General features: G+C 45.0%; 17 protein-coding genes. 9 read left to right on the top strand and 8 right to left on the bottom strand.

Features of this window, described 5'->3' with window-relative positions; all coding sequences use genetic code 11:
• Nucleotides 1–33: 33 nt before the first annotated feature.
• Complete coding sequence (locus ACRRSW_RS22380; RefSeq protein ID WP_432455347.1) at nt 34–1,989, bottom strand: PTS mannitol transporter subunit IICBA; 1,956 nt, start codon at nt 1,987–1,989, stop codon at nt 34–36.
• A 649-nt stretch (nt 1,990–2,638) separates the two neighbouring features.
• On the opposite strand from ACRRSW_RS22380, the gene ACRRSW_RS22375 reads away from it, so the two are divergent.
• Nucleotides 2,639–3,475 (top strand): mechanosensitive ion channel family protein, encoded by an 837-nt coding sequence (locus tag ACRRSW_RS22375; RefSeq protein ID WP_432455348.1) that lies wholly within the window; start codon nt 2,639–2,641, stop codon nt 3,473–3,475.
• Between the two features lie 135 nt (nt 3,476–3,610).
• On the opposite strand, the gene ACRRSW_RS22370 is transcribed toward ACRRSW_RS22375, so the two are convergent.
• Both ACRRSW_RS22370 and ACRRSW_RS22365 read right to left on the bottom strand, forming a co-directional pair.
• Nucleotides 3,611–5,725 (bottom strand): methyl-accepting chemotaxis protein, encoded by a 2,115-nt coding sequence (locus ACRRSW_RS22370; protein ID WP_432460505.1) that lies wholly within the window; start codon nt 5,723–5,725, stop codon nt 3,611–3,613.
• A 169-nt stretch (nt 5,726–5,894) separates the two neighbouring features.
• Nucleotides 5,895–6,878 (bottom strand): SLAC1 anion channel family protein, encoded by a 984-nt coding sequence (locus tag ACRRSW_RS22365; RefSeq protein ID WP_432460504.1) that lies wholly within the window; start codon nt 6,876–6,878, stop codon nt 5,895–5,897.
• A gap of 576 nt (nt 6,879–7,454) precedes the next feature.
• Here ACRRSW_RS22365 and ACRRSW_RS22360 point away from each other — a divergent pair.
• Complete coding sequence (locus tag ACRRSW_RS22360; protein ID WP_432460503.1) at nt 7,455–9,017, top strand: M14 family zinc carboxypeptidase; 1,563 nt, start codon at nt 7,455–7,457, stop codon at nt 9,015–9,017.
• Nucleotides 9,018–9,215: 198 nt separating this feature from the next.
• Nucleotides 9,216–10,376: an endonuclease/exonuclease/phosphatase family protein gene (locus tag ACRRSW_RS22355; RefSeq protein ID WP_432460502.1), complete on the top strand. Its 1,161-nt coding sequence runs from the start codon at nt 9,216–9,218 to the stop codon at nt 10,374–10,376.
• A gap of 147 nt (nt 10,377–10,523) precedes the next feature.
• Here ACRRSW_RS22355 and ACRRSW_RS22350 read toward each other — a convergent pair whose 3' ends face one another.
• The 3 genes from ACRRSW_RS22350 to uxaC are packed head-to-tail and all read right to left on the bottom strand — an operon-like array spanning nt 10,524 to nt 14,888.
• A complete protein-coding gene (locus ACRRSW_RS22350) occupies nt 10,524–12,023 on the bottom strand; it encodes a UxaA family hydrolase (protein ID WP_432460501.1) in 1,500 nt (499 codons plus the stop codon).
• Nucleotides 12,016–13,473 carry a tagaturonate reductase gene (locus ACRRSW_RS22345; protein WP_432460500.1) on the bottom strand — a complete coding sequence of 486 codons (1,458 nt, stop codon included), beginning with the start codon at nt 13,471–13,473 and terminating at the stop codon, nt 12,016–12,018. The genes ACRRSW_RS22350 and ACRRSW_RS22345 overlap by 8 nt, the downstream gene beginning before the upstream one ends.
• Nucleotides 13,473–14,888: a glucuronate isomerase gene (gene uxaC / locus ACRRSW_RS22340; protein ID WP_432455355.1), complete on the bottom strand. Its 1,416-nt coding sequence runs from the start codon at nt 14,886–14,888 to the stop codon at nt 13,473–13,475. Before uxaC ends, ACRRSW_RS22345 begins: the two co-directional genes overlap by 1 nt.
• A 546-nt stretch (nt 14,889–15,434) precedes the next feature.
• On the opposite strand from uxaC, the gene exuR reads away from it, so the two are divergent.
• From exuR to uxuA, 6 genes are all read left to right on the top strand, one after another.
• On the top strand, nt 15,435–16,208 hold the full coding sequence (exuR, locus tag ACRRSW_RS22335) for a transcriptional regulator ExuR (RefSeq protein ID WP_432455357.1): 774 nt from the start codon (nt 15,435–15,437) through the stop codon (nt 16,206–16,208).
• Nucleotides 16,209–16,768: 560 nt separating this feature from the next.
• On the top strand, nt 16,769–17,299 hold the full coding sequence (locus ACRRSW_RS22330) for a TRAP transporter small permease (protein ID WP_432460499.1): 531 nt from the start codon (nt 16,769–16,771) through the stop codon (nt 17,297–17,299).
• A 44-nt stretch (nt 17,300–17,343) separates the two neighbouring features.
• Nucleotides 17,344–18,657, top strand: coding sequence for a TRAP transporter large permease (locus ACRRSW_RS22325; protein WP_432456122.1), 1,314 nt, complete (start codon nt 17,344–17,346; stop codon nt 18,655–18,657).
• A 27-nt stretch (nt 18,658–18,684) separates the two neighbouring features.
• A complete protein-coding gene (locus ACRRSW_RS22320) occupies nt 18,685–19,650 on the top strand; it encodes a TRAP transporter substrate-binding protein (RefSeq protein ID WP_432455360.1) in 966 nt (321 codons plus the stop codon).
• A 132-nt stretch (nt 19,651–19,782) separates the two neighbouring features.
• The gene (locus ACRRSW_RS22315; protein ID WP_432460498.1) at nt 19,783–21,276 is read left to right on the top strand and encodes a mannitol dehydrogenase family protein; all 1,494 of its coding nucleotides are present in this window, start codon (nt 19,783–19,785) and stop codon (nt 21,274–21,276) included.
• 77 nt (nt 21,277–21,353) lie between these two features.
• Complete coding sequence (uxuA, locus tag ACRRSW_RS22310; protein WP_432460497.1) at nt 21,354–22,418, top strand: mannonate dehydratase; 1,065 nt, start codon at nt 21,354–21,356, stop codon at nt 22,416–22,418.
• 81 nt (nt 22,419–22,499) lie between these two features.
• On the opposite strand, the gene ACRRSW_RS22305 is transcribed toward uxuA, so the two are convergent.
• Complete coding sequence (locus tag ACRRSW_RS22305; RefSeq protein ID WP_432455365.1) at nt 22,500–22,856, bottom strand: DUF6172 family protein; 357 nt, start codon at nt 22,854–22,856, stop codon at nt 22,500–22,502.
• 190 nt (nt 22,857–23,046) lie between these two features.
• Nucleotides 23,047–23,526 (bottom strand): DUF4234 domain-containing protein, encoded by a 480-nt coding sequence (locus ACRRSW_RS22300; RefSeq protein ID WP_432460496.1) that lies wholly within the window; start codon nt 23,524–23,526, stop codon nt 23,047–23,049.
• Nucleotides 23,527–23,688 lie beyond the last annotated feature (162 nt).

Genomic DNA, 23,688 nt, shown 5'->3' with positions numbered 1-23,688 from the left:
AAGCCGAACCTGGTTCGGCTTGATGATGATCGTTTAAGCGGCTGATTTGCCAGCTAAGAGTGTTAATACATCTTGAACGTCTTGGGTGTTTGCCAGTTGTTCAATCGCATTGGGATCATCAAGTGCGTTGGTGATAGCGGTAATCACTTGGATGTGCTCGTCATTTTTTGCGGCGATAGCAATCACCAAGCGCGCAACATCATCCGGATCTTCACCAAAGCGAACGCCTTGGGGGTATTGGCATAGTGCTATGCCTGTTTTGAGCACCTTATCTTTGGCATCAACGGTACCATGGGGGACGGCGATCGACTCCCCTAAATAAGTCGAGACTAGTTTTTCACGTTCAAACATTGCAGCCACATAATCGGGCTCAACATATCCCGCTTTAACCAATTGCTCACCTGCGAATTGAATCGCTTGTTGTTTCGTGTGAGCTTGCAAACCGAGGTGAATGTCGCTGGCACTGAGTTGAAACACAGGAGTCGCTGGATCATAGACATCGTCGTTGGCAGCCAACGGGGACACTGCTGGAGACAGTGAGAGATAGCTGTCATCATTGGCGGCCGTCGGGGTATTGGCAGCCACCATGTTTGCGACAAGTTGATTGTAAAGTTCACTATCGAGAAAGTTGGTTAGTGAAATGTGATGCGCGTTTGGTGCATGCTGTTTTGCTCGTTCAGTTAAATCTTTATGAGTGATCACTATATCTACATCGCTGGGCAGGTTATTAATGGCGGTGTTGGTTACGCTGACGTCCAATTGGCTGGCAGCAAATTTCTTGCGTAATAAGCTGGCGCCCATTGCGCTTGAGCCCATGCCGGCATCACAAGCGACAATAATCTTTTTAACTTGCGACAGGTCGATGTTTACCGCGGGCTTGTTGGCGGTGATATTTGCTTTTGCTTCATTCTTCATCGATTGCATCTGTAAATGCGCTTTACTGAGTGAGTCGTCGTCATCATTGTTAGTATTTTTCTGCGTTTTAAGCAGCAGCGAAGCCACCGTAAAGGAAACGCCAGCGGAGGCAATGATCGAGCACAGTACGCCTATTATTGAGGCTTTAGGGGTCATCAATAATACTGCAAATATGGAGCCTGGCGAAGCGGGAGAGACTAAACCTGCATTAAACAGCGTAAGGGTAAATACGCCAGTCATGCCGCCAGCAATCACCGCTAAAATGAGCCGAGGATTCATTAGCACATAGGGAAAATAGATCTCATGGATGCCGCCAAAGAAATGAATGATCGACGCCCCTGCTGCTGATTGTTTTGCATTGCCTTGGCCAAAAGCCATATAAGCCAATAATAAGCCTAAACCTGGGCCAGGATTGGCTTCAATTAAGAAGAAGATTGATTTACCAGCTTCGCTGGCTTGTTGGATCCCTAAGGGAGAGAAAATACCGTGATTAATGGCATTGTTTAAGAAAAGAATTTTTGCCGGTTCTACAAAAATAGAGGTAAGAGGCAATAAACCAGCATCAACTAAAAAGCCTACGCCAGCAGCTAAACCAGTGGATAGGACTTTAACAAACGGCCCGATCATCAAATAAGCGAGGATCGCGCATAACATACCGATAATGCCTGCCGAGAAGTTATTCACCAGCATTTCGAAGCCGCTTTTAACTTTGCCCTCAACTGCGTCATCAAATTTTTTGATTGCCCAGCCACCCATTGGGCCGACGATCATCGCTCCCATAAACATTGGAATGTCGGTTCCAACAATGACCCCGAGAGTGGTCACCGCTCCAACCACCGCGCCACGTTCGCCGGCGACCAGTTTACCTCCGGTATAGCCAATTAATAATGGCAGCAGATAGGTGATCATCGGGCCAACTAAGCTGGCCAATTTTTCGTTTGGCAACCAACCAGTAGGAATGAATAGTGCGGTAATTACACCCCAGGCGATGAAAGCGCCGATGTTGGGCATAACCATGTTCGAGAGGAAGCGGCCAAAATTTTGTACCCTTACCTTTGCGTCTGGTGATAACATAACAAACTCCGTTTGATGCTTTGCTAGATTCTAGTGGACGGTTCGTCAAAACCGTTTGGTCTCTTGTTCAAGTCCAATCTACCACATTGGGGTGTATGCGAAGCTGATAACGGAGTTTTTGTGATTTAGTTCTTAATCTCGTAACATTTCCCTCAAAATTTAGTGATCCAGCTAAAGAAAATACACACTAAAAAAACCAAATTCCAACAAGGTTTAGCTTGTCAATAGTATTTAGCGTGATTAGTATCTCATTTTTCTTATCTGTGTGGTTTTGGTTTTGTGTGATCCAGATCGCTAATTGGTTAAAAAGCTAGCGCATTTTAATGAGCATAGGTGATTCTGCTCACGTTTTCTGTTGGTGTGTTAATGGCTTTGGGTCGAGTTTGGTTGCTTGTTAATAACCGTGGAGTTGCGGCTTGGCCATTTGCCTTTGAATGGAAGGTTGAAAGGGAACTATTTCGTTGACTCGGCTTTGCCGTTTTCAACGCAATTAAAATGTTTTTATTGGGAACAACATTGTCTGCAAAAGATAAACTGCTTTGCGTTGACGTATTTTTTGTTGTTCTGCGGAACGAAGCTATCGCTCAAATCAACTAAGCTTTGTAAAGTTACCTTATTCGTTTAAATGATTGCTCAGTAAGGAATATCGATGATTGACCAAGAACTAGCCCAACTTGAATCTGTGTATCAAACCATAATCGACTTTTTGGTGCGTTATAGCTTTCAGCTGGTTGGCGCCTTTATTATTTTGTTACTGGGTCTTTGGGTGGCCGGGAGGATCGGCAAGTATCTATTTAAGGCGCTTGAGTTAAAGGGCTTGGATATCACGCTCGCCCATTTTATCGCGAATCTCGTGAAGATCATGTTTGTTGCCATCACGGTGATGATTGCCTTAGGTAAGTTGGGGATTAGCATTACCCCTTTTGTGGCCGCGTTAGGTGCCGTTTCTCTTGGCGCAGGTTTGGCAATACAAGGAACCTTATCTAACTATGGTGCCGGTTTGGCGATTATTTTGACACGTCCCTTTGTGCTTAAAAATACCATTACCGTTAAAGGGTATACCGGTATCGTTGAAGAAATAAACTTGGCGACGACGGTGTTGATGAATGAGGACGATGAACGGATTACTATCCCTAATCGCCATATTGTGGGTGAAATACTCAAGAATACCAATCAGAGCAGCCTAGTAGAGGGCGAGGTTGGAGTTGCCTATGGCTGTGATCCGGAGCAGGCAATTGCATTAATAGAAGTGACTTTAATGGCCATCGCAGATGTACAGCAACAACCCGCGATGAAAGTTGGGATAGGAGCCTTTGCCGACAGTGGTATTACGATTTGTTATCGCTTTTGGGTGCCGACGCCACAATTTCATCAAACCAAGTTTGCCGCTAACTTAGCGGTGTTTAAGGCGCTGCAACAGGCTGGTATTGAGATCCCTTTTCCACAACGAGAAGTTCGTTTGCTTTCTACCAAGGATGCAGGTTAAACGCTTATGTCCTAGTTATGCTGGCAGGTATAAAGTCAGCTTGGGCTGAGGAATCGTGATTATCGAGTGAGTGAAAAGATGCAATACAATGCGACATGGCCGACGATGGCCAAGGTCGCATCGATTGTGGCTGATTTAGGTTTTGAGTTTGCTCAGTTGTTGATGTTGCTGAGAAACCAGATCGGCCAGGCTACTACTGCTTTGTTGGGCTTCATCGGCAAGGCGAGCCAGATCTGAAGCGGAATCCGAGATGCTGGTCATGTTTCGATTCACTTCTTCGGTGACCGCGCTTTGTTGTTCGGCTGCAGTTGCGATATGAGTGACTTGGCTTGAGACTTCTTCAATTTGGCTCACGATGGTATTGAGTGAATCTAGCGCCATTTCGGTTTGTCCAACCGCTAATTTAGCCCCTTCAGCGCCTTGTTCGATGATCTTCGACGCACTGTTGACTTCTTGTTGTAGCGAATCAATCAGTTTGCTGATTTCGTCGGTCGAGCTCTGGGTTTTTGAGGCCAGAGAGCGAACTTCATCGGCCACCACCGCAAAACCGCGGCCTTGCTCTCCAGCTCTAGCGGCTTCGATCGCTGCGTTTAAGGCGAGTAAGTTAGTTTGAGCGGCAATTGCGCTGATGACCTCCAAAATCTTACTAATATTGGTGCTACTATCGGCTACTTTAGCGACAGCCTGCCTAGCTAATTGTGACTCTTGTTCCATATTGTTTACATAGTTCATCGCCTGACTAAGACTGTCTTCGCCAGTTTTTACATTAGCGGTCATTGCGTCGGTTTCTGTGGCAGTTTGTTCTGAGGCTTTGGCAACTTGCAGGGCGGTTGAGCTCATTTGGTTAACTGCGGTCACGACACTTTCAATTTCTTGATGCTGACGATTAACATTATCACGGGTCTGCTCGGCAATATTGGCTGCGGTTTTACTTTCGTTCTGCGAGCGAGAGGCTAGATCTTTAAGTTCACTAATTAATAAGCGTAGTTTGGTAATGAAGCCGTTAATCCCACTGCCTAGAGCGATTAACTCGGCGTGAGATGCTACCGATATTGATTGCGTCAAATCGCCCTCGGCACTGGCGAGGTTTTCAACTCGACTCTGGATCATCTTGAGTGGTGCAATAATGGAGCGGATCACAATGCTAATGGTGGTAACTGCAATGACCGAGACAATGCCGCCCACAATCAGCAACAGGCTGCCTAAGGCGGTCTCCATATCATTCATGGCCTTATCCATTTCTATTGCGGCCTGCAGGGCGTCGGCTTTGGCCACTTCAATGATTAACGACCACTGAGCATCGGCGATAGGGATGCTGACAGGATAAGCGACAACGATGTGATCGTTGGTTTCTAGATAGGCGCCATTTTTGTCCAAATTTTGATATTGAGTGGCTAGGCTTGGGTCGATTGATTCCGCGAGGGGGCGGGCTAGTTTATTATAATGACTGGCCGCAACCACTAAACCCTTATCACTTAATAAAGTGACCTTGGCCTGACCTTGGTAGAGGCTATTTGATAATTCATTAATCAATTTTTGAAACACTGGTAGATTCAAATCTACCCCGACCACCCCTTTAAATTGCCGAGCGACGATCACGGGCACCGTTAACGAGGTCATGAGCTCCTCGTTACCGGGAGATATTTCATAGAGGTAGGGTTCCATTAAACACGGTTTTTTGCTGTCTTTGGCACATAAGTACCATTCGGCTTCTCGCAGGCCAAACTCATTCAGCGTAGTGACATATTTGGGAGCCGCATCGGTGACTTGATGGTGTTCTACACTGCCATCGTTGTTGCGGGTGTAATAGATTTCCAGGGTGCCTGTACCGGGGACACTGTGGCTAAACTTGCCAGTGTACTCCCGATCTCGACCATCGTAACCGTTGGCTTCAAATTGGGCATACATGGAGGATATTTGGCTGTTTTTTTGTAACACCGCAGCGACCGCCGTTTCGATGGTTTCTCTGCTGAGTGGTTGTTGTGCCGTGGTTTCGATTATTCCACTAAAGGAATATGGAATACGGTAGGCCTCATTGATAAATCCGGCAATTCGTTCCCCATACTCACCAGCTTCGGCGCTAAGTTTTTGTTGGGTTTCTTGTTGCAGGGCCGCTTGTACCTGCGCTGCTAATTGTGCATTTTTGCTGCTTAATGACCACCATAAGCTAGCAGATAAAACACTTACAATGATCAGAAACAGTGCAGAAGTGATCCAAAGTAATTTGGTCGATATTGATAATTGACGCATGTATTGATCCCAAGCCAAGATGTGATGGCGTATGAACATCATGAATGGATATACACTAAAAATAGCTTAGCTAAGCTAAATCTCTAGCTTATGAGCATTTTCTTTGCGATGAATGACCCGATAGCTAGGTGCAAAGCGTCTGCGATGAAGTGAATATCGCTTTTCGTGATTAGGGTTCTGGTTGGCAAAGTTCACGGTTCACGATTGCTTTTAAGGTGCGTAATACCAGCGCGAATAGCAGCAGTGATAAAGCGATGAGTAAACCGAGTGCTAATGCCGCTAAGCCTTGACTGTGGCTTAAGTGGGCCATTTTGCTGCTGGCGATGGTGAACGCGGCCAAGGGAAAAGCATAAGCCCATGAAGACATAAAGAAGGGTAAATGGATTAGTCGGTAAATATTGACGAACAGCAGTAGGCCAAAAAATAGCGCCACATAAAAGAGGATTCGGGCAAAGGTATCGAGGCCGTCAATTAAACTGGTGTAGGCCACAAAAGCAATTGAAGGCGGTGTTAGAAAAATAAATAGCATCGGCATTAATTGCTCCGATAAGGACTCATGAAAGAATAATCGGTGCAGAATAATGGTTAATAAGCTCAACCAAAACAATAAGCCAATGCTGAAAAAGAACCAACTGAGTTCAATGTAACCGAGGCTATTACCCGATATTGGCACAAACATATTACCCACCACCGGGATAAACCAGCTCGGATTGGCGTGTAACAAACAGTAATGGGAATGATTTATCCAACTGCTGACGATGTAAAGCGTCAAACCCAATTGAGTAACGGTACCCATGACCCATAGATTGGCAGATAAGCTGGGGTATTGATTCCAAATGACCGACAACAACAGCAAGCTAATCGAGAAGGCGGGGAAGAAATTGAGTTTTACGGGATGTCTTAGCTCGGCAAATACCTCTTCAGGAAAGTAGCGGAGTTTAATACAGTAGAGTAGCGTCATCACCAGCATCATCACCGAGCTAATCGTCCCTAATACCATCGCGATATGATCAGATATGCTTAGTGCAGATACTTTCCAAGATATGCTCCAGCCAGTAAAACCCATAATAATGGCGAAGAAAGAAATTGAAAAATAGCGGAATCGATGTTGCCAGGGGGAGGGCTGTGGTTTTGGTCGTGGTGTGGTGCTCATAGACGTTCTCATAGTTATGAATGGACGTTCATTGGACTTGTTGATTCTCGCTGGTTGGCGCACTTGCTGTTGGCATCATGTGAGTCGCGTTGCCGTTTTAAGTAAGTGTAGGCGTTGGTTAGCAAAAGTGAATTGGCTATCTTTAGCAAAGCCTAATTTATGTATTGGCTCCGATGCCGTTTTGAGCCTGAGCCGGTATCTATGGAAGGGCTGCCTGCGCTGAGCGTTAGCGTCTAGTTGAACTGAACTATCGTGATTGTTGGCAATGTGGATCGCTTATGTTGGCGGTAGATTGTCTTAATGAATACTCGATTGAACTCTAATTAATAAATGTTGTAATAATACTTGAGGCTTCTATTATTAGCAGTTAGTTATATTTTTGTTATTCATTCATCAAGTGCCTAAACGCCGTTTAGGCTGTGGCGAAGGTATTTTGAAGTTTGTTTGTCGAAGGGCGTGAAAACTATGTTTGCCTAGCTTATTAAGCGGTTATTGTGGTTGTGTTAACGCTGACTATCTTTGTACAAAATCAACTATAAATGTTGTTCGCCCTTGGTCATTTATCAAGGAAGAATTATGAATATATGTATTACAACAGGTATCAAACGGTACTTTAATTACCGGCTCCTATTTTTGAGTTTACTGCTTTGTATTCCGGTGAGCGCGCACGATTTTGGGAAGCACCGGGTTCATTCGCATGGCTTATGGGGGCTTTCGAGCTACCAGCAATTACGTCATCAAGTTATTTCTCTGCCTTTCTATGCGTTGCGACCGATGCGTGCTGGGCCATTGATCCGTCAGGCGCATCATTATGGGATCCTCGATATTGATGTTCCGTTACCGGCTGGCTTAGCCATTGATTATCAGGTCTGTGGCGAAGACTTACCAGACCCCAGTATTCGTCAGGCGGTGGCCTGCACCGTGAATGATGGAGGGCGCGGCAACACCGATCCCAATCAAGTAGGATTCTCGACTCAGGGACGAGAGCTGATGGCTTTGCGTTTAGGTAATCCAAATGGCTATCGAGTGATGGTGATTACTCAGCAACATGGGAATGAACCTGCGGCGACAGAAGCGGCCTTAAGTGTGGCGCGTTGGCTCGCTATGGGATTTGGTCAAAGTGTCCAACAAATCCTGCGGCGCCTCGATATTGTGATGTTATTACGCGCTAATCCCGATGGTGGGGAACCTGATCCGCGGGCTTGTGCGATTGATCCTGAGCCTGGGATGGTATTAGACAAAGATTGTGCGTTGACTCGACAGAATGTTGACCCCTCTGCGGGCGGGGCCTTCACTGAAAATTCCGAAGCTGATTTTGTGGGGGTGGTGGGTCGTGGTTATGATCTGAACCGTTACCACTATGCGGGTCTCGAACAACCGATCCGGCCAGTAGAAACACAAGCAATGGTCGCCGCTGTGTTGGCTTTTCGCCCGGAAGTTGTGCTTGATTTACATGGTGATTTGCAAAAAACCGATTGTCAGCTCGACATGAGCAGCATTCAAGCGGGTGCTGTGTTGGGTAGTTTGCCGACAGTGGCCTGTTTAGCTGAGGATGAGGCCGATGATTTTCGTTTACTTAGCCCCTATGCCGATGCCGAACCGGGGAGTGAGCATGAATTTGTGGTGCAGAGCTTGGCGGTTAATGTGATGGCGAAAATTGCCAGTGTATTTCAGGGATCGGTTGGTCGTTTTTCACAACTTCAATTGGATGCTGGGCATGTGAGCACTGGGGCTACGGGTCATTATCAACAACTGGGGGTTGCGGTTGCGGGTTGGGAAACGGTGAATTTTAGTAAAGATCTGCGCGCTGATGTGGTGGCGGTGGCCGCTGGTAAGCCAGTGATTGGGGTGAATCTTGGTTTACCTCAACCCGAATTATTGAAGAAACAGATTTGGCTCAACCGAATTGCCTTATTTGAAGCGCTGAGTAGCTTAGCCGAGTTTGCTCAGCAAGCACCGACCAGTGGTGGCGACTTTTGTGATTATCCACTCGCGCAGGGCTTAAGAGCCAACTTGCCCGCAAAATATTGGGGACCGCAGGCAACTGATGGTGAGAAGTTGATCCCGATTGCGCCGGGTATTGGATTGCCGCTCTACGTGAGTGGCAATTGTCCCGATAATCCAGAGTCAACCAAATAGCGATTTGCCAATTTGGGTCGCGACGCTCGATGATACAAAAGGCATCCTATGGATGCCTTTTTTCTTGAATCAGAGTTTAGTCAAGATGGCTTACTAGAATATTTTTGATTCTTATGTCAATGAATAATGAACCGCGCTGGACTATTCTCTGAGGAGACTGCAGCTCGTGTTTGTCGCTGCGTAATCGGAGGGACAGCCATGCCATACTATAAACCGTTGAAACAGTTACCCGAACCAGAACGAAAACGAATCGTGGCCGGTATTCAAGGTTTACGGCAGCAGTTTAAGGAGCAGGCGTTTCCTGAAAAGAAGACTGCAGAATCGTTGATCCTTGGCTCTTGGAATATTCGTAATTTTGATGATGACCGTTTTAACTATGGGCCTCGCTTGCAAGAATCCTTGTATTATCTGGCGGAAATCATCTCGCGCTTCGATGTGATTGCAGTGCAGGAGGTGTGTCAGGATCTGGCACCATTAGATGCTTTAATGGATATATTAGGTCGGCAATATCGTTATATTTTAACCGACGTAACCCATAGTAGCCTCGGTGGTAATAAGGAGCGTTTAGGCTTTATCTATGACAAGAACAAGGTGTTTTTTAAAGGGGTTGCCGGTGAATTAGTCCTTCCCGATAAAATGCTTATTAGTGATGCTTCAAATAAAAAACGGCAATTTTCTCGAACTCCCTTTGGTGCGCAGTTTCAATCGGGTTGGTTTAAGTTTTTATTTTCAACGGTACACATTTTCTATGGGAGTAACTCTCCTCGTTCACCTAGCTACGAGCGACGGGTTAAAGAGATCGCGGCGGTAGCTAAGTATTTGGCGAAACAGGCGAAAGTGAGTGACCTGAACCAAGTGCTGGTGGGCGACTTTAACATCAAGGCGCATGGGAGCGCTGGATTTAATGCTTTGCAGCAGAATGGTTTTACTATCGTAAAAAATCGCAAAGGCAGCAATCGTGATCAGACTAAATTTTACGATCAAATTTCATTTATCTCGCGCCGTGACGAGTTGCAATTGAAACAAGCCGAGCGTCAAGATCGGGTATTCCAATTCTTCGATAGTGTATTTCGCTTAAGTGATTTTAACCTGTATAAGCCGCTATTGAAGCAGCATATACAGACAAAACTGCAGCTCGCTAAGCAGCAAGTTGATTGCGCAAGCACCAATAAAAAGTTAAAAAAAGCCGAAGATAAGTTAGCGAGCCTTCAAGCGGTACTGGTCTCTGATGAGTCTTTATTTGACTACTATCAGGAATGGCGAACCTTCCAAATGAGTGACCATTTACCGCTCTGGGTAGAATTGGAAATTGATTTTTCAGATAAATATCTGGAGTACCTTAGTGATTACCAAGCATAGCAGCGCGTTTGCGGATGAGGGTTGCAGGGTGATGTTTTGTTTAAATGTTGGTCGAGGCGTCGCTTAGCGGGCCTTATCTCTTGAAGAGGGAGAGTCAGCACTATCACCGAGAGCGGTGATAGTGCTGTTTACTTTTTCGTGCGGCAGTTACAGAGTGACGCCGTTTTTCCAGATGGCTAACTCACGAATATCATTGTACTCATTTTTGGTGAGCTCGCCGCTCACCAATTTGGCTAAGTGATCTAAGAATCGGTCGAGTAGCTCTGGCATTAATAAGTTGTCGGTGATTAGAGCCCCAGCATTAAAGTCTATCCAGTGCGGTTTGCGGCTTGCTAAGTCACTGTTAGTGGCAATCTTCACCGTTGGCACAAAGCCTCCGTAAGGCGTGCCTCGTCCGGTGGTAAAGAGCACCATATGACAACCCGACGCACCTAAGGCGCTGGTGGCAATGGCGTCATTACCCGGCGCATTTAAGAGGTTAAGCCCCGGTTTACTGAGTTTTTCAGTGTAATCAATCACGTCAATCACCTGGCTAGAGCCAGCTTTTTGAGTACACCCCAAAGATTTATCTTCTAGGGTGGTGATCCCACCAGCTTTATTACCTGGAGATGGGTTTTCGTACACGGGTAAGTCGTGGCTGAGGTAGTACTCTTTAAAATTGTTCACCATGTCAACGATTTTATCGAAGACCACTTGGTCTTTAGCGCGATTCATCAAAATCGTTTCTGCGCCAAACATTTCAGGAACTTCGGTCAGCACCGTGGTGCCGCCATGCGCCACCATGGTGTCGGAGAATAAACCCAGCATTGGGTTGGCGGTAATTCCCGATAAGCCATCACTGCCGCCACATTCCAAGCCGAAGCGAACTTCAGAAAGCTTGCCGGGCTCGCGTCGGTCCTGCTGCATTTTATCAAACAGCCGTTGCAGATGAACCAGCCCTTGCTCCACTTCATCGTCGCTGTGCTGCGCCACCATAAACTCGATGCGTTCTGGATCGTGTGCTGCTAAGCCTTGCCTAAAGGGGACGATTTGATTGTTTTCACAACCAAGACCAATCACCAAAGTACCACCCGCATTGGGGTGCGTGGCCATGCTTTGTAACAATTTCTTGGTGGTTTGATGGTCATCGCCAAGTTGTGAGCAACCAAATTGATGGGTAAACACATGTACCCCATCGATCATCGAGGTGTCATTTTTAGCCAAAAATCGCTTGGCAATTTGCTGGGCGATGCCATTCACACAACCCACCGTTGGAATAATCCAAATTTCGTTGCGCACTGCGACTTCACCGTTGCTGCGACGATAGAGCTGTACTTCACGGTCGGGTTTGCTCAGTAATTCAACTGCTGCGCTTGGTGTATATTGGTAACTACTTTTATCATTTAAGTTCGTTTTGGCGTTATGGCTATGTATCCACTCACCGCAATTGATCGCCTCTGTCGCATGACCAAAAGGTTCACCGTACTTTACCAATAACCCATTGGGCGCAATTTCTGCAATGGCAACTTTATGGCCTTTGTCGATGTTTTGCTGTAGATAAACATGCTGGTCAGCAATGCTGATCTCGGTGCCTTTAAGCATTGGCTCCAAGGCAATAATCACGTTATCTCGTGGGTGTATTTGGATCCAAGTCTTCATTTTATCCATCCAACTCTTTACTGAGTGCTGCTGATGTTCCGGCAGTTAGCATCGCCGTTAAATAGGCGGTCACCTGTTGCGCGAATTGAGGCACTTGATTGAGATCTTGGCCCCAACTTTTTTCTTTCGCTAATACTTTGCTGACCAGTTCGGCTGCTGTACTTTGCCCCGAGTCAACGGCTTGCCATTGCTCACTAAACAAATCTAACCAATGTTGGTCGTCATTGAGTGGAATGCTTTGACCGTCACGAAGCCCGCGATAGAACAATAGCTGAGCAGCAAAAGCGAAACTCATTAACTTGGGCGCTTTACCGTTACGCTCGGCGTTGGTCAGCAATTGTGGCAGCAGGCGAGTTTGCCACTTGGTCATACTATTGAGTGCGATGGACGTGAGCTGATGTTGAATGTAAGGATTTTTAAAGCGATTGATAACCGCATCAGCAAAGGCTTGCAGCTCATCTTTTTCCAGTGATAAGGCTGGGATCACTTCTTCTGAGAGTAGCGATTCAACAAACTTGCTTAATTGTTGGTCTTGCATTGCTTCGCCAACCGTATCGATGCCACTCATGTAGGCAACTGGCACCATGGCGGTGTGGGCCCCATTCAGAATCGCAACCTTACGCTCTTTATAGGGTTTGATGTCATCCACAATTTTAATATTGAGTGCTTGCCCTTCAAGTTTTAAAGCTTCGGCTAGTGCTTGTGGTCCTTGGATCACAAACAGATGGAAGTACTCCGCGGTGACCATAAATTGGTCGTGATAACCCAATTTTTGTTCCAAGCTAGCTAGTTCGTCACGTGGATGACCCGTCACAATGCGATCAACCAAGGTGGAGCAAAAAGTATTTGCTTCATTCACCCAGCTGCTGAATTCGCTACCGAGATCCCATAACTCAATGTATTGATTAATTATTTCTTTTAGCTTATCGCCATTGTAGTCAATTAACTCACAAGGAATGATGAACAAGCCCTTGTCGCTTGCACCAGAAAACGCGAGGTAACGAGCGTGTAACCAGCAGGTGAGCTTCGCCGGGAAGGTGCTTGCCGGTGTATCGGTAAATTTATCTTGTTGGTTATAGGCAATCCCGGCTTCAGTGGTATTCGAAAAGATAAACTGAATATTGGGATCTTTGGCGAGTGCCAAATATTCATCGTAGTTTTGGTAAACCGATAATTCTTGATTCACCGAACTAATAATTCGGGTTTCTTCTACCGCTTGATTGTCTTCATTCAAACCGCGGATCACTGTGGTATAAAGGCCGTCTTGTTGGTTCAGTAGCGGTGGGAAATCGGTATCGATGGGGCGGACAATGGCAACGCCAGCATCGAGATCGGTTTGATGATTTAAAATATCTAATTGCCAATCAACAAAGGCCCGCAAGAAATTACCTTCTCCAAACTGAAGAACTCGGGTGGTGTATTGTTTAGCTTCAAATTGAGCGCGATTAAGGGTGTTCATTATTTCTCCAGATTCAAGTTGAAGTATTTATTAGCATTGTTGAAGCTGATGTCTTCAACCATTTTTGAGAGTAGTGCCATGTCGTGTGGGGCTTCGCCGTCGGCAACCCATTGGCCTAATAGGCGACAGACTAAGCGGCGGAAATATTCATGACGAGTATAAGAAACAAAGCTACGGCTGTCGGTTAGCATGCCTACAAAGCGACTGAGTAGGCCCAACTGAGAGAGCTGTTCCATTTGGCGTAACATGCCGTCTTTTTGGTCATTAAACCACCACCCAGAACCAAATTGGATCTTGCCTTCAATACCATCGCCCTGGAAGTTACCGCACATGGTAGCCAGAACTTCGTTATCGCGTGGGTTGAGGCAATATAAGATGGTTTTAGGTAAGGCATCTTCAAGCGCGAGAGCATTCATTAACTTTGATAATGGTGCTGCCACTAAGCCATCGTTGATGGAATCAAAACCTGTATCGGGACCAAGCAGTTGTAACATGCGTTGATTGTTATTGCGCAGGGCTCCGATGTGGTATTGCTGAACCCAGCCGCGACGCGCGTATTCTTTACCGAGGTAAACCAGCACTGCGGTTTTGAGTTGCGCAGCTTGTGTTGCCGAGACGGTTTTGTTATTCAGGCGGTTGGCTAAGATTTGATCAAGCTCTTGTTCACTTGCTTCTTCATATTCAACCGTGTCTAAAGCATGGTCTGCGATACTACAACCGTGAGCGGCAAAATGGTCAAGACGAATAAACAGCGCGTCACATAACTGATGAAAGCGAGAGATTTCGATATTGGTTAATTCGCCTAAGGTGGCGATATAACTTAGGTAATCTTCGGCATTAATATTAAAGGCTTTGTCTGGGCGCCAGCTGGGGAGCATTTTTACATGAAAGGATTTGTCGTCGGCAACTGCTTTGTGGGCGGCTAAATCATCAATAGGATCGTCGGTGGTGCCCACCATACGAACGTTCATTTTTTGCATAATGCTTCTTGCCGAAAATTCGGGAGTGGCTAGCATCGCATTACAATCATTCCAGATGCCCTCGGCACTTTCGGCGTTGAGGATCCGTTGGGTAATTCCAAAAGGTCGACGTAATTCTAGATGAGTCCAATGAAACAACGGATTACCAATGGTTTGAGGCACCGTTCTCGCCCAAGCCTGAAACTTTTCTTGGTCACTGGCGTCTCCAGTAATGAAGCGCTCGTCAATGCCGTTGGTTCGCATGGCTCGCCATTTGTAATGGTCGCCACGTAACCAAATGTCGGTGAGGTTATTAAAGCGGTAATCTTGAGAGATTTGTGTCGGGGGCAAATGACAGTGGTAATCAATGATTGGTTGCTGTGCTGCCACATTGTGGTAAAGCTCTTTAGCTACGTCTGTGGTCAGTAAGAAATCTTCGCTTAAAAATGTCGACATACAGGTTCTCTCAAATTTGGTTATTTTAACTCTCTTAAAATACACCCTATTCAACTGGTATAACAAATTTATCCCATCAAGAAAGTTTGATCTTGAGAGTTAGATCCCACTAATCGTGTTTGCGGCAAAATTACACTAGACCTTATTGACTTAAATAGTATTATTCATGAAAGTTATAAGTTAACTTTTTTGAAGTAAAAACAGTCACTTGTTTGTCACCCATTGTTTTTCATCAGTTGTTTTTGAGTATTTTGAGCGTTTTTTTTACTCTGTTAAGGGGGACTGAGCTAAAATTAATTGGTTAGACCGATTGTATTTGGGGTTTCGCTTTAGATTTTCGATTTGTGCCCTTTTCTGGAGCCAGATGGCTCAGGCTAAGCTCAGCCCCCTGTCTTGAGTCGGTTTAAGGTGATTTAGAATAAATGGGCTGAAGCGTGGTTTTAGTTTTTTTGAACCGCTGCAGGCATTGTCGCGATCAGGCTGTTTTGGTACGATAGCCTTGTCAATGTGGCTGTATCGGTCATTGTGCACATTTTGGGTAAATTGATGTCTGAATTTGAAATAAAACGTCTTTATCAGAAGATTGCCGCAGATTTAAAAGCGCAGTTAGTGAGTGGTAAATATAAGGTTGGTGAGCGTTTGCCTTCGGAGCGCGTGATCGGCGAAACCATGGAAGTGAGCCGTACGGTGGTGCGTGAGGCGATCATTATGCTGGAAATTGAAGGTTTTGTTGAAGTGCGTAAGGGCTCGGGCATTCACGTGATTGCCACGGACATGCCAAGCAATAACCAGAGTGCCGATAAAGCAAGTGAAACCTTATTGTTCTCCGGCCCTTTTGAACTGCTGCAGGCAAGGCAGCTATTAGAGAGCAATATCGCTGAGTTTGCTGCCTCTCAGGTGACCAAACAAGATATTATTGAGCTGAAAAAAATTCAGGCCAAAGCTCTAAAAGAAGATCGTCTCCGTGATTCTAAGTGGGATAAGCTATTTCATATTCAGATTGCCAAAGCGACGCAAAACTCAGTATTGCTGATTATGGTAGAGCAATTGTGGGAGCATCGAGAGCAGAATCCTTATTGGCTCAAATTACATGAGCACATTGATGAAAGTTGTCTTAATAGCTGGTGTTGTGATCATGAACAAATTCTAGATGCGCTGATCCGTAAAGACCCGCAAGCGGCTAAGTTAGCGATGTGGCAGCATCTTGAGAACACCAAGCAAATGTTATTTAACGCCACCATATTTGACGGTGATGACCGTTACTTATTCACTGATAATCCGGTGGTTGAGTTTCAACCGCTCAATATTGGTTTAGCCTAACAAAGCCGCTGCTATATTGGCGTCCAGATAGCTTGTGAGCTGTATCTCGGCTATATGTTTGTTGTTATTCCCCGTCTTTAATCAATCTACCGGGTTGCTCTTCTATTGTTTAAGTGAGTCTACATACAAGGAAGTATGTGGTTTTATTGGTGGCGAGTCGTTCTCTTGGCATGCGGGACTCTGTCTTGCTTGCAAAATAACAAAACTCAACTAAGTTTTACTAAGTCCTGCATCCATTTCTCTCCCATTTCGTGTATTTCATCGCAAAATTGATCATACCACTTTCCAAAATGAGACATAGACACTCTTCTATTTAGGGTAATTGGTATAACATGAGCGGGTATTGGAGTGACACGTCAAGTTTGTGAGTGGTGTTCTCCTATATGTAGTGATACCAATTATGACTCGCTGGGTCACAAATTTTGAAACTGTAGTTCAAATTTAACATTTGGTGTGAGCTTAAGCTCATATCCTCCCAGCGGTTTATGTTAGCTTTGCGGCTTTGGTGTTGAGTTTTTGAAGGAGTCTTGGCTATTTCTTCAAAATGGTAAGTAGGATACATGGAATTAACAATGATTATTTCTACCTTGAATCAGATCGTCAATCGCGTGTTGGCTACGGCTCTGATTATATTTATGGGGGCGATGATTTTAACGGTGGTTTGGCAAGTCTTTACCCGTTTTATTATCAACGATCCTTCAGTCTTTACCGATGAGTTATCTAGATACCTACTTATTTGGATAGGTATTTTAGGTGGGGCGTATACCTATTCAGTAAAACGGCACCTCGCTTTAGAATTAGTGATGCCGAAGTTGAATTTTAGAAATAGAAATTTACTGAGCATTTTTATTAATTTATTGGTGATAACCTTTTCATCGATTGCGCTTATCTATGGTGGCAGCATGGTTGTGGCAACAACCTTACAGCATCATCAAATATCGCCTGGACTCGCTATTGGTGGAAATCATCTACTTATCGGCTACGTATACGTGGTATTGCCTTTGTCCGGTGTTCTTATTAACTATTACGGTTTGTTAGATATATTTGCTTCTATCGCGAATATCGCCTCTGGCAAGAAAGGTGATAAGTAATGACTTTAATTGATCTTATTTTCACTCAAGAATATATCAGCGTTATGCCTGATTATCTTTTTGACCTATTGCCTATTATTGTCTTGTTTGGCACCTTGGCTATCTTTCTTATCATCGGTATGCCAATTGCCTTCGCGATTGGTAGTGCTGCATTATTGACGATTTTTCTCGATTTCCCTATCGATAAAGCCTCGATACTCGTCTCGCAGCAGTTAGCAAATGGTTTAAATAGCTTTGGTTTATTAGCCTTACCGTTCTTTATTGTGGCCGGTAATTTAATGAACCGGGGAGGTTTAGCGGTACGCTTAATTAACTTTGCGATGTTACTTGGTGGTCGCTTACCAGGCTCTTTATCCCATGTGAATGTGATTGCCAACATGATGTTTGGTTCTTTGTCTGGCTCTGCAGCGGCAGCTGCCGCGGCTGTTGGTGGCATCATGGGGCCAATGCAGAAAGAGCATAAGTATCCGCGGGCATTTTCGACAGCTGTGAACGTGGCGTCATGCCCGACTGGCTTGTTAATTCCGCCGTCAAACATTCTTATTCTGTATGCACTTGTGAGCAGTACTTCTGTTCAATACCTATTTATTGCCGGATATGTCCCAGGTTTACTCATGGGCTTAGGTATCATCCTTGGTATCTTCATCTTGGGTAAACGAAATGGTATTCCTCAAGAAAAAATTGTTCAAACCGAAAAAACTTCTAAAGTTATTCTCGATGCATTGCCGAGCTTATTCTTAGTCGTGATTATTATGGGCGGTATCTTGGGTGGTGCTTTCACCGCGACCGAAGCTTCAGCCATCGCGGTGGTTTACAGCTTGATCCTCGGTTTTGCTTATCGTGAATTAAAAGTTAAAGACTTACCTTCAATCTTAATTGATAGCGTGTTAACCACTTCGATTGTATTACTGATGATTGCAACTTCTTCGGCCATGTCGTGGGGAATGGCGAATGCAGACATTCCAACTGCGATTGCTGAGTTTGTGTTGAATTACTCGACCAATCCAATTGTGATTATGTTGCTCATGAACTTGATTTTACTGGTTGTGGGCACGTTCATGGATATGTCACCAGCGGTATTGATTTTTACCCCGATATTCTTACCGATAGCGGTGCTATTAGGCGTGGATCCAATTCACTTCGGTATTATCTTGGTATTCAATCTATGTATCGGTATTTGTACACCTCCAGTGGGTACAGCTCTATTTGTAGGCTGTAGTGTATCTGGAAATAAACTGGGAGAAGTGGTGCCTAAGTTACTGCCCCTTTTCTTAATTATGGTAATAACACTCGGATTGATAGTGGTATTTCCTTCACTAACCATGTGGCTGCCTCACTTGGCAGGATATAAATCCTAATAATAAATTGATTAAGGACGTGAAATTATGAAATTTAAAAAACTCTTACTGGCTGGTGTGATTGCAGGGATGTCTTGTAGCTCGGCTGTATATGCAAAAACTTTGAAATTGGCTCACGCATTACCAACTGAGCACCCTGTTCACCAATCTTTGGATTGGTTCGCGAAAAGTGTGACCAAAGATAGTGACTTGCGAGTGAAGGTTTATCCAAATGGAACCTTAGGGAATGAAACAGCGTTATTGCAAATGGTCCAAAATGGCACCATTGCATTTACCAAAGTAAGTGCTGCGCCACTAGAGTCTTTCTCAAAGGCTTACAAAATTTTGTCATTGCCTTATTTATATCGTGATCTTGACCATTACAACAAAGTGTTAAATGGACCAATTGGCCAAGGTATTTTAGCTTCTTCTCGTGACCAAGGTTTTGTTGGTTTAGCGTTCTTAGATGCTGGTGCTCGTAGCTTCTACACAGATAAAGCGATTGTGACTCCTGCAGACTTGAAAGGCATGAAGATTCGTGTGCAAAACTCACCATTAGCGATTGATATCATCAAAGCGCTAGGTGCGACGCCGGTGCCACTTCCTTATGGTGAGTTGTACTCTGCTTTACAACAAGGTGTGGTTGATGGTGCGGAAAACAACATTCCGTCTTACTACTCTTCACGTCACTTTGAAGTGAAAAAAGTTTACTCTTACGACCGTCACACCATGGTGCCTGACGTATTGGTTATTTCTACCAGTGTATGGGATAGCTTGTCAAAAGCAGAGCAAGAAGCAGTACGTAAAGATGCGCAAGCCACAGTTGCAGTGCAAGAGAAAAACTGGAGCGATTACGTTGCTAAAGCTCGCACTGACTTAGAATCACAAGGGATTACCTTTGTTGAGAGTGATACTCCTGCATTCCAAAAAGCGGTTCAATCAGTTTATGAGAAATTTAAAACTGAAAACCCAGAGCTTGTTGGTATGTTGAATGATATTCAAAACACCAAATAATGATTTAGGCTTTTTTAGCTAAATTACTTCGAAGCAATACTCAACACTGCGCTTGGGTATTGCTTTATTTGTTTATATACGGACCTAAGCCAGCAAAGCTTTGCCTTTAACGCTGCTACTATTGAGGTTTTAATGAAACTAAATAAAAGCTCTATGCCGAGCGCGAACGCAGCAAGTAAACCTACGGAACAGAGCATGAATGCTGGGGTGGGCATGGTTCATCTTGGTTTTGGCGCATTTCATCGAGCCCACCAAGCTTTAATCACGGATACTTTGCTCAAAGAGCATGGTGGCGATTGGAAAATTGTTGGGGTGTGTAATTGGGGAGCGGCAGGTCAGTCAATCGAACAAACTGGCCTTGAAGCCAGCTTCGCTAACCAAGATAATCTTTATACCGTAGCGGTCGGCCAAGACGAGACACTTTCGCTGGCGATTGTTGGTGCGGTAGAACAAGTACTTTTTAGTAACCAAGTGGATGCGATCCTTGGTTATATGACTCAGCCTTCGGTGAAGGTGGTGAGTTTAACGATTACCGAAAAAGGCTATTGTCATCATCCTGCGACGGGGCGTTTGAATCTAGAGCATCCACAGATCCAGCATGATTTGGCGCATCTAGATGAACCGCATACCGCGATTGGCTTTTTAGTGGCAGCACTCAAAAAACGCCGTGAAGATAAAATTGCGCCTTTTACTCCCTTATCTTGCGATAACTTGCCGCACAACGGTGTGGTGTTGCAAAATATCATATTAGATTTTGCCAAGCAGCTGGACCCAAAACTCCATGATTGGATCGCCGCCGAGGTGAGTTTCCCGTCAACCATGGTTGACCGTATCGTGCCGCAAACCAGCGCCGCAGATCAGCTGCGTGTTAATCAGGCTCTCGGCCTTGAAGACCAGCAATCGCTGGTTACCGAACCCTTCTTACAGTGGGTGATTGAAGACAAGTTCTGTAATGAAAGACCCGCTTGGGAAAAAACCTCAATCGACAATATTATTATTACCGATGACGTGACGCCCTTCGAGAAGATGAAGCTGCGCTTACTGAATGGCACCCATTCGGCCATGGCTTATCTTGGTTATTTGGCGGGTTATCAAACCATTAACCAAACCATTCAAGATGAGGCTTATGAACGCTTCATTCGTTACTTAATGGATATTGAAATCAGCCCATCGCTGAACGTTGAGGGGATCAATCTTGGGCATTACAAAGACTCACTGATCGCCCGTTATAAAAATAGCGCCTTAAAACACCGTACTTGGCAAATTGCCATGGATGGTTCGCAAAAGATCCCGCCACGTTTCTTACAAACGATTGCCTATGGCTTACAGCACAATATTGAGACTCCGGGTTTGTATTTGGCTTTGGCCGCTTGGATGAAGTATACCCGAGGGGTGGATGAACGTGGTGCCGTGATTGATGTTCGTGACCCCATGGCAGAACAGTTTGCCGACATTTGGCTGACCAATGAATCGGTCGAAGAAGTGGTCGAGGCGTTTTTGCAGTTAAGTGCAATTTTTCCACCTAAATTGGCCAAACAAGCCGCCTTTAAGGCGAACTTACTGCATGCATTAGAGTTGCTCCTTGAAAAAGGCGCTAAGCAGTCAGTCTACGATTTTAAATGTTAGCTTGTTGAATTGATGAGCTAAATAACGATTAAGGTTTGATCTACGCGAGTGAATTAAACCTGTCAGGAATATTCGCAATGAAAATGACATTTAGATGGTACGGTGAGGGCAACGATCAAATCACCCTTGACCAAATTAAGCAAATCCCTGGTGTGGAAGGCATCGTTTGGTCTTTACACGACATGCCTGCGGGGGTGTTGTGGGACGAGCAGCGGATTGCTGAAGTTGAACAGCAGATCAAAAAATCTGGCTTTAATATCGATGTGGTTGAAAGTGTCAATGTGCATGAAGATATTAAGTTGGGGCTAGAGAGCCGTGACCAATACATCGAAAACTACAAACAAACCCTGCGAGCGCTGGGCCGATTTGGTGTGAAGGTGGTGTGTTACAACTTTATGCCGGTGTTTGACTGGACTCGTACCGAGCTTTATAAAAGCTTACCTGATGGCTCGAATGCCTTATTCTTTGAGAAAAGTAAGATTAGCGAAATTGACCCCATCGAGCTGATTGAAACGATTTCTAAAAATACCGACGTGACCATGCCGGGCTGGGAGCCAGAACGCTTAGCCAATTTAAAAGAAACCTTTAAGCTATATCAAGATTTTACGGCGGAAGATCTCTGGAAAAACTTGCAGTACTTCCTTGAGCAAATTATTCCGGTGGCGGAAGAATGTGGTATCAAGATGGCGATCCATCCCGACGACCCGGCCTTCCCGATCTTTGGTTTACCGCGAATTATTATTAATAAAGAAAACATCCAACGTTTTCTAGGCTTGGTGGACAATCCTTATAACGGCTTAACCCTGTGCTCTGGTTCTTTAGGATCGGTGAACAATGATATTCCTGATCTAATCGATACTTTCCACGAGCGGATCCACTTCATGCATATTCGTAATGTGAAGCGCTTCGACAATGGTGACTTTATCGAAAGTTCTCACCGCGCCTGCGATGGTTCGATTGATATTGTACAAGTGGTGAAAATGCTCTACAAACATAACTATCAGGGTTATGTGCGTCCGGACCATGGTCGACATATTTGGGGAGAAGAAAAGTGGGCTCGCCCTGGTTATGGTTTGTATGACCGTGCCCTCGGCATCATGTATATCAATGGCTTATGGGACGCGTTAAACCACGAGACTTAAACGCGCGCTACTCTGTTCTGAACAAGGCCTTAATGGAGCTCCCATTAAGGCTTTTTATTGGAGAGTGCGCTAGCAGCATCTTTATCTTTCGGCTTCATCTTCTTTTGTTTCTTGTGCGACTTCTTCTGCAGCCTCATCGGTTTCGCTGAACAAGGGTTTTGGTGGACGTTGTGCGCCTCTGGCGATAATTTCTAGGTAGAATGAAGGCAGTTGCTGCTGCTCTGCTTTATCCATGCAGGCATTAATTTGCGAAACATGAATTACCTCTGCCTCGGCTTCATTGATGCCGTATTTGCAATCAAAATCCCAAAAGTCATCACCCGCTGGCAAGGTTTTACCCTTCTCTCGCTTAATGTACTTTTTAGCATCATGTTTTGCGGCTTCAATAATGCGTGCCAGATTACGTTTGGGGTGACTTAACAGATAGGTTTTTTTCATGACAATCCTAGGACGTGAGCTTCAGGCTCGGGGGCAGATACTGTAATGATTCTAGGCTATAGCGCAAGGTTTAATCGAGTTTAGTTTAAAAGTAGCGCTTAATTTGCAAGGGCCGCCTCACGGATTCACGATGGGGTAAGCATTGCGAACCAGTGAAGGGCTGGTATTGTTGCTCTGTCTTAGCTGGTGTTTATCGATCTTCGGGGGGCGCAGCTGTATCTTGGTCTGCGCGTACCCACAAACAGACGTGATTGAGTCGATAGTTGATATAGAACGAGTTAAACACAAAGCACCAGAAACCATAGAACCAAAACTGGTGATCTGTTTTTGCAAAGTCGAAGGTAAGGTTGATGCGGTTGCGCACTTTAAAGGCCCAAACAACGACTAAAATGAAACCTAGCCAGTTAAGCAGTGCATCGGCCAAAACAAAGATAGGCTGATCCTTAAACCAAATCTCTTTGACTAGGCTCAATGGGCCGAGCCAGCACAACACAAACAGAGTTTCGACCAGAGTGTTATGAATGGCGGGCAAGTTATTGTCTAGTTGGTTCACTTTGTGGCTTAAGGCTTTGATGTAGTAGCCCGAATAAACCCCTAAAGTAATCGCAGAATAGAAAAATAAGCGCCATGTACTGATCATTTGCAGTTTTAAAAAATCATCTTTGGTCACAAACAATTCCTATCTAAATAAAGCGGTTAAATGATGCAAGTCATCTTAGAGTGACAGCTTGTGAGCTTAAAGTTTAACTATTTGGAAGTAAATGGAAAGATTGCATGTTTGAAGAGCGCGCTGCGTATTCTGCTGTTAGCGCTAAGAAATAGCAGTTTGAAG

Source organism: Agarivorans sp. QJM3NY_25 (assembly GCF_050870875.2).
Taxonomy (GTDB): Bacteria; Pseudomonadota; Gammaproteobacteria; order Enterobacterales; family Celerinatantimonadaceae; genus Agarivorans.
This window is presented reverse-complemented; position numbering and strand designations above follow the sequence as displayed.

What these genes read in the sequence shown, in the direction of transcription:
- ACRRSW_RS22380 (WP_432455347.1), bottom strand. Translation starts at nt 1,989, where the DNA reads ATGTTATCACCAGACGCAAAGGTAAGGGTACAAAATTTTGGCCGCTTC.
- ACRRSW_RS22375 (WP_432455348.1), top strand. Translation starts at nt 2,639, where the DNA reads ATGATTGACCAAGAACTAGCCCAACTTGAATCTGTGTATCAAACCATA.
- ACRRSW_RS22370 (WP_432460505.1), bottom strand. Translation starts at nt 5,725, where the DNA reads ATGCGTCAATTATCAATATCGACCAAATTACTTTGGATCACTTCTGCA.
- ACRRSW_RS22365 (WP_432460504.1), bottom strand. Translation starts at nt 6,878, where the DNA reads ATGAGCACCACACCACGACCAAAACCACAGCCCTCCCCCTGGCAACAT.
- ACRRSW_RS22360 (WP_432460503.1), top strand. Translation starts at nt 7,455, where the DNA reads ATGAATATATGTATTACAACAGGTATCAAACGGTACTTTAATTACCGG.
- ACRRSW_RS22355 (WP_432460502.1), top strand. Translation starts at nt 9,216, where the DNA reads ATGCCATACTATAAACCGTTGAAACAGTTACCCGAACCAGAACGAAAA.
- ACRRSW_RS22350 (WP_432460501.1), bottom strand. Translation starts at nt 12,023, where the DNA reads ATGGATAAAATGAAGACTTGGATCCAAATACACCCACGAGATAACGTG.
- ACRRSW_RS22345 (WP_432460500.1), bottom strand. Translation starts at nt 13,473, where the DNA reads ATGAACACCCTTAATCGCGCTCAATTTGAAGCTAAACAATACACCACC.
- uxaC (WP_432455355.1), bottom strand. Translation starts at nt 14,888, where the DNA reads ATGTCGACATTTTTAAGCGAAGATTTCTTACTGACCACAGACGTAGCT.
- exuR (WP_432455357.1), top strand. Translation starts at nt 15,435, where the DNA reads ATGTCTGAATTTGAAATAAAACGTCTTTATCAGAAGATTGCCGCAGAT.
- ACRRSW_RS22330 (WP_432460499.1), top strand. Translation starts at nt 16,769, where the DNA reads ATGGAATTAACAATGATTATTTCTACCTTGAATCAGATCGTCAATCGC.
- ACRRSW_RS22325 (WP_432456122.1), top strand. Translation starts at nt 17,344, where the DNA reads ATGCCTGATTATCTTTTTGACCTATTGCCTATTATTGTCTTGTTTGGC.
- ACRRSW_RS22320 (WP_432455360.1), top strand. Translation starts at nt 18,685, where the DNA reads ATGAAATTTAAAAAACTCTTACTGGCTGGTGTGATTGCAGGGATGTCT.
- ACRRSW_RS22315 (WP_432460498.1), top strand. Translation starts at nt 19,783, where the DNA reads ATGAAACTAAATAAAAGCTCTATGCCGAGCGCGAACGCAGCAAGTAAA.
- uxuA (WP_432460497.1), top strand. Translation starts at nt 21,354, where the DNA reads ATGAAAATGACATTTAGATGGTACGGTGAGGGCAACGATCAAATCACC.
- ACRRSW_RS22305 (WP_432455365.1), bottom strand. Translation starts at nt 22,856, where the DNA reads ATGAAAAAAACCTATCTGTTAAGTCACCCCAAACGTAATCTGGCACGC.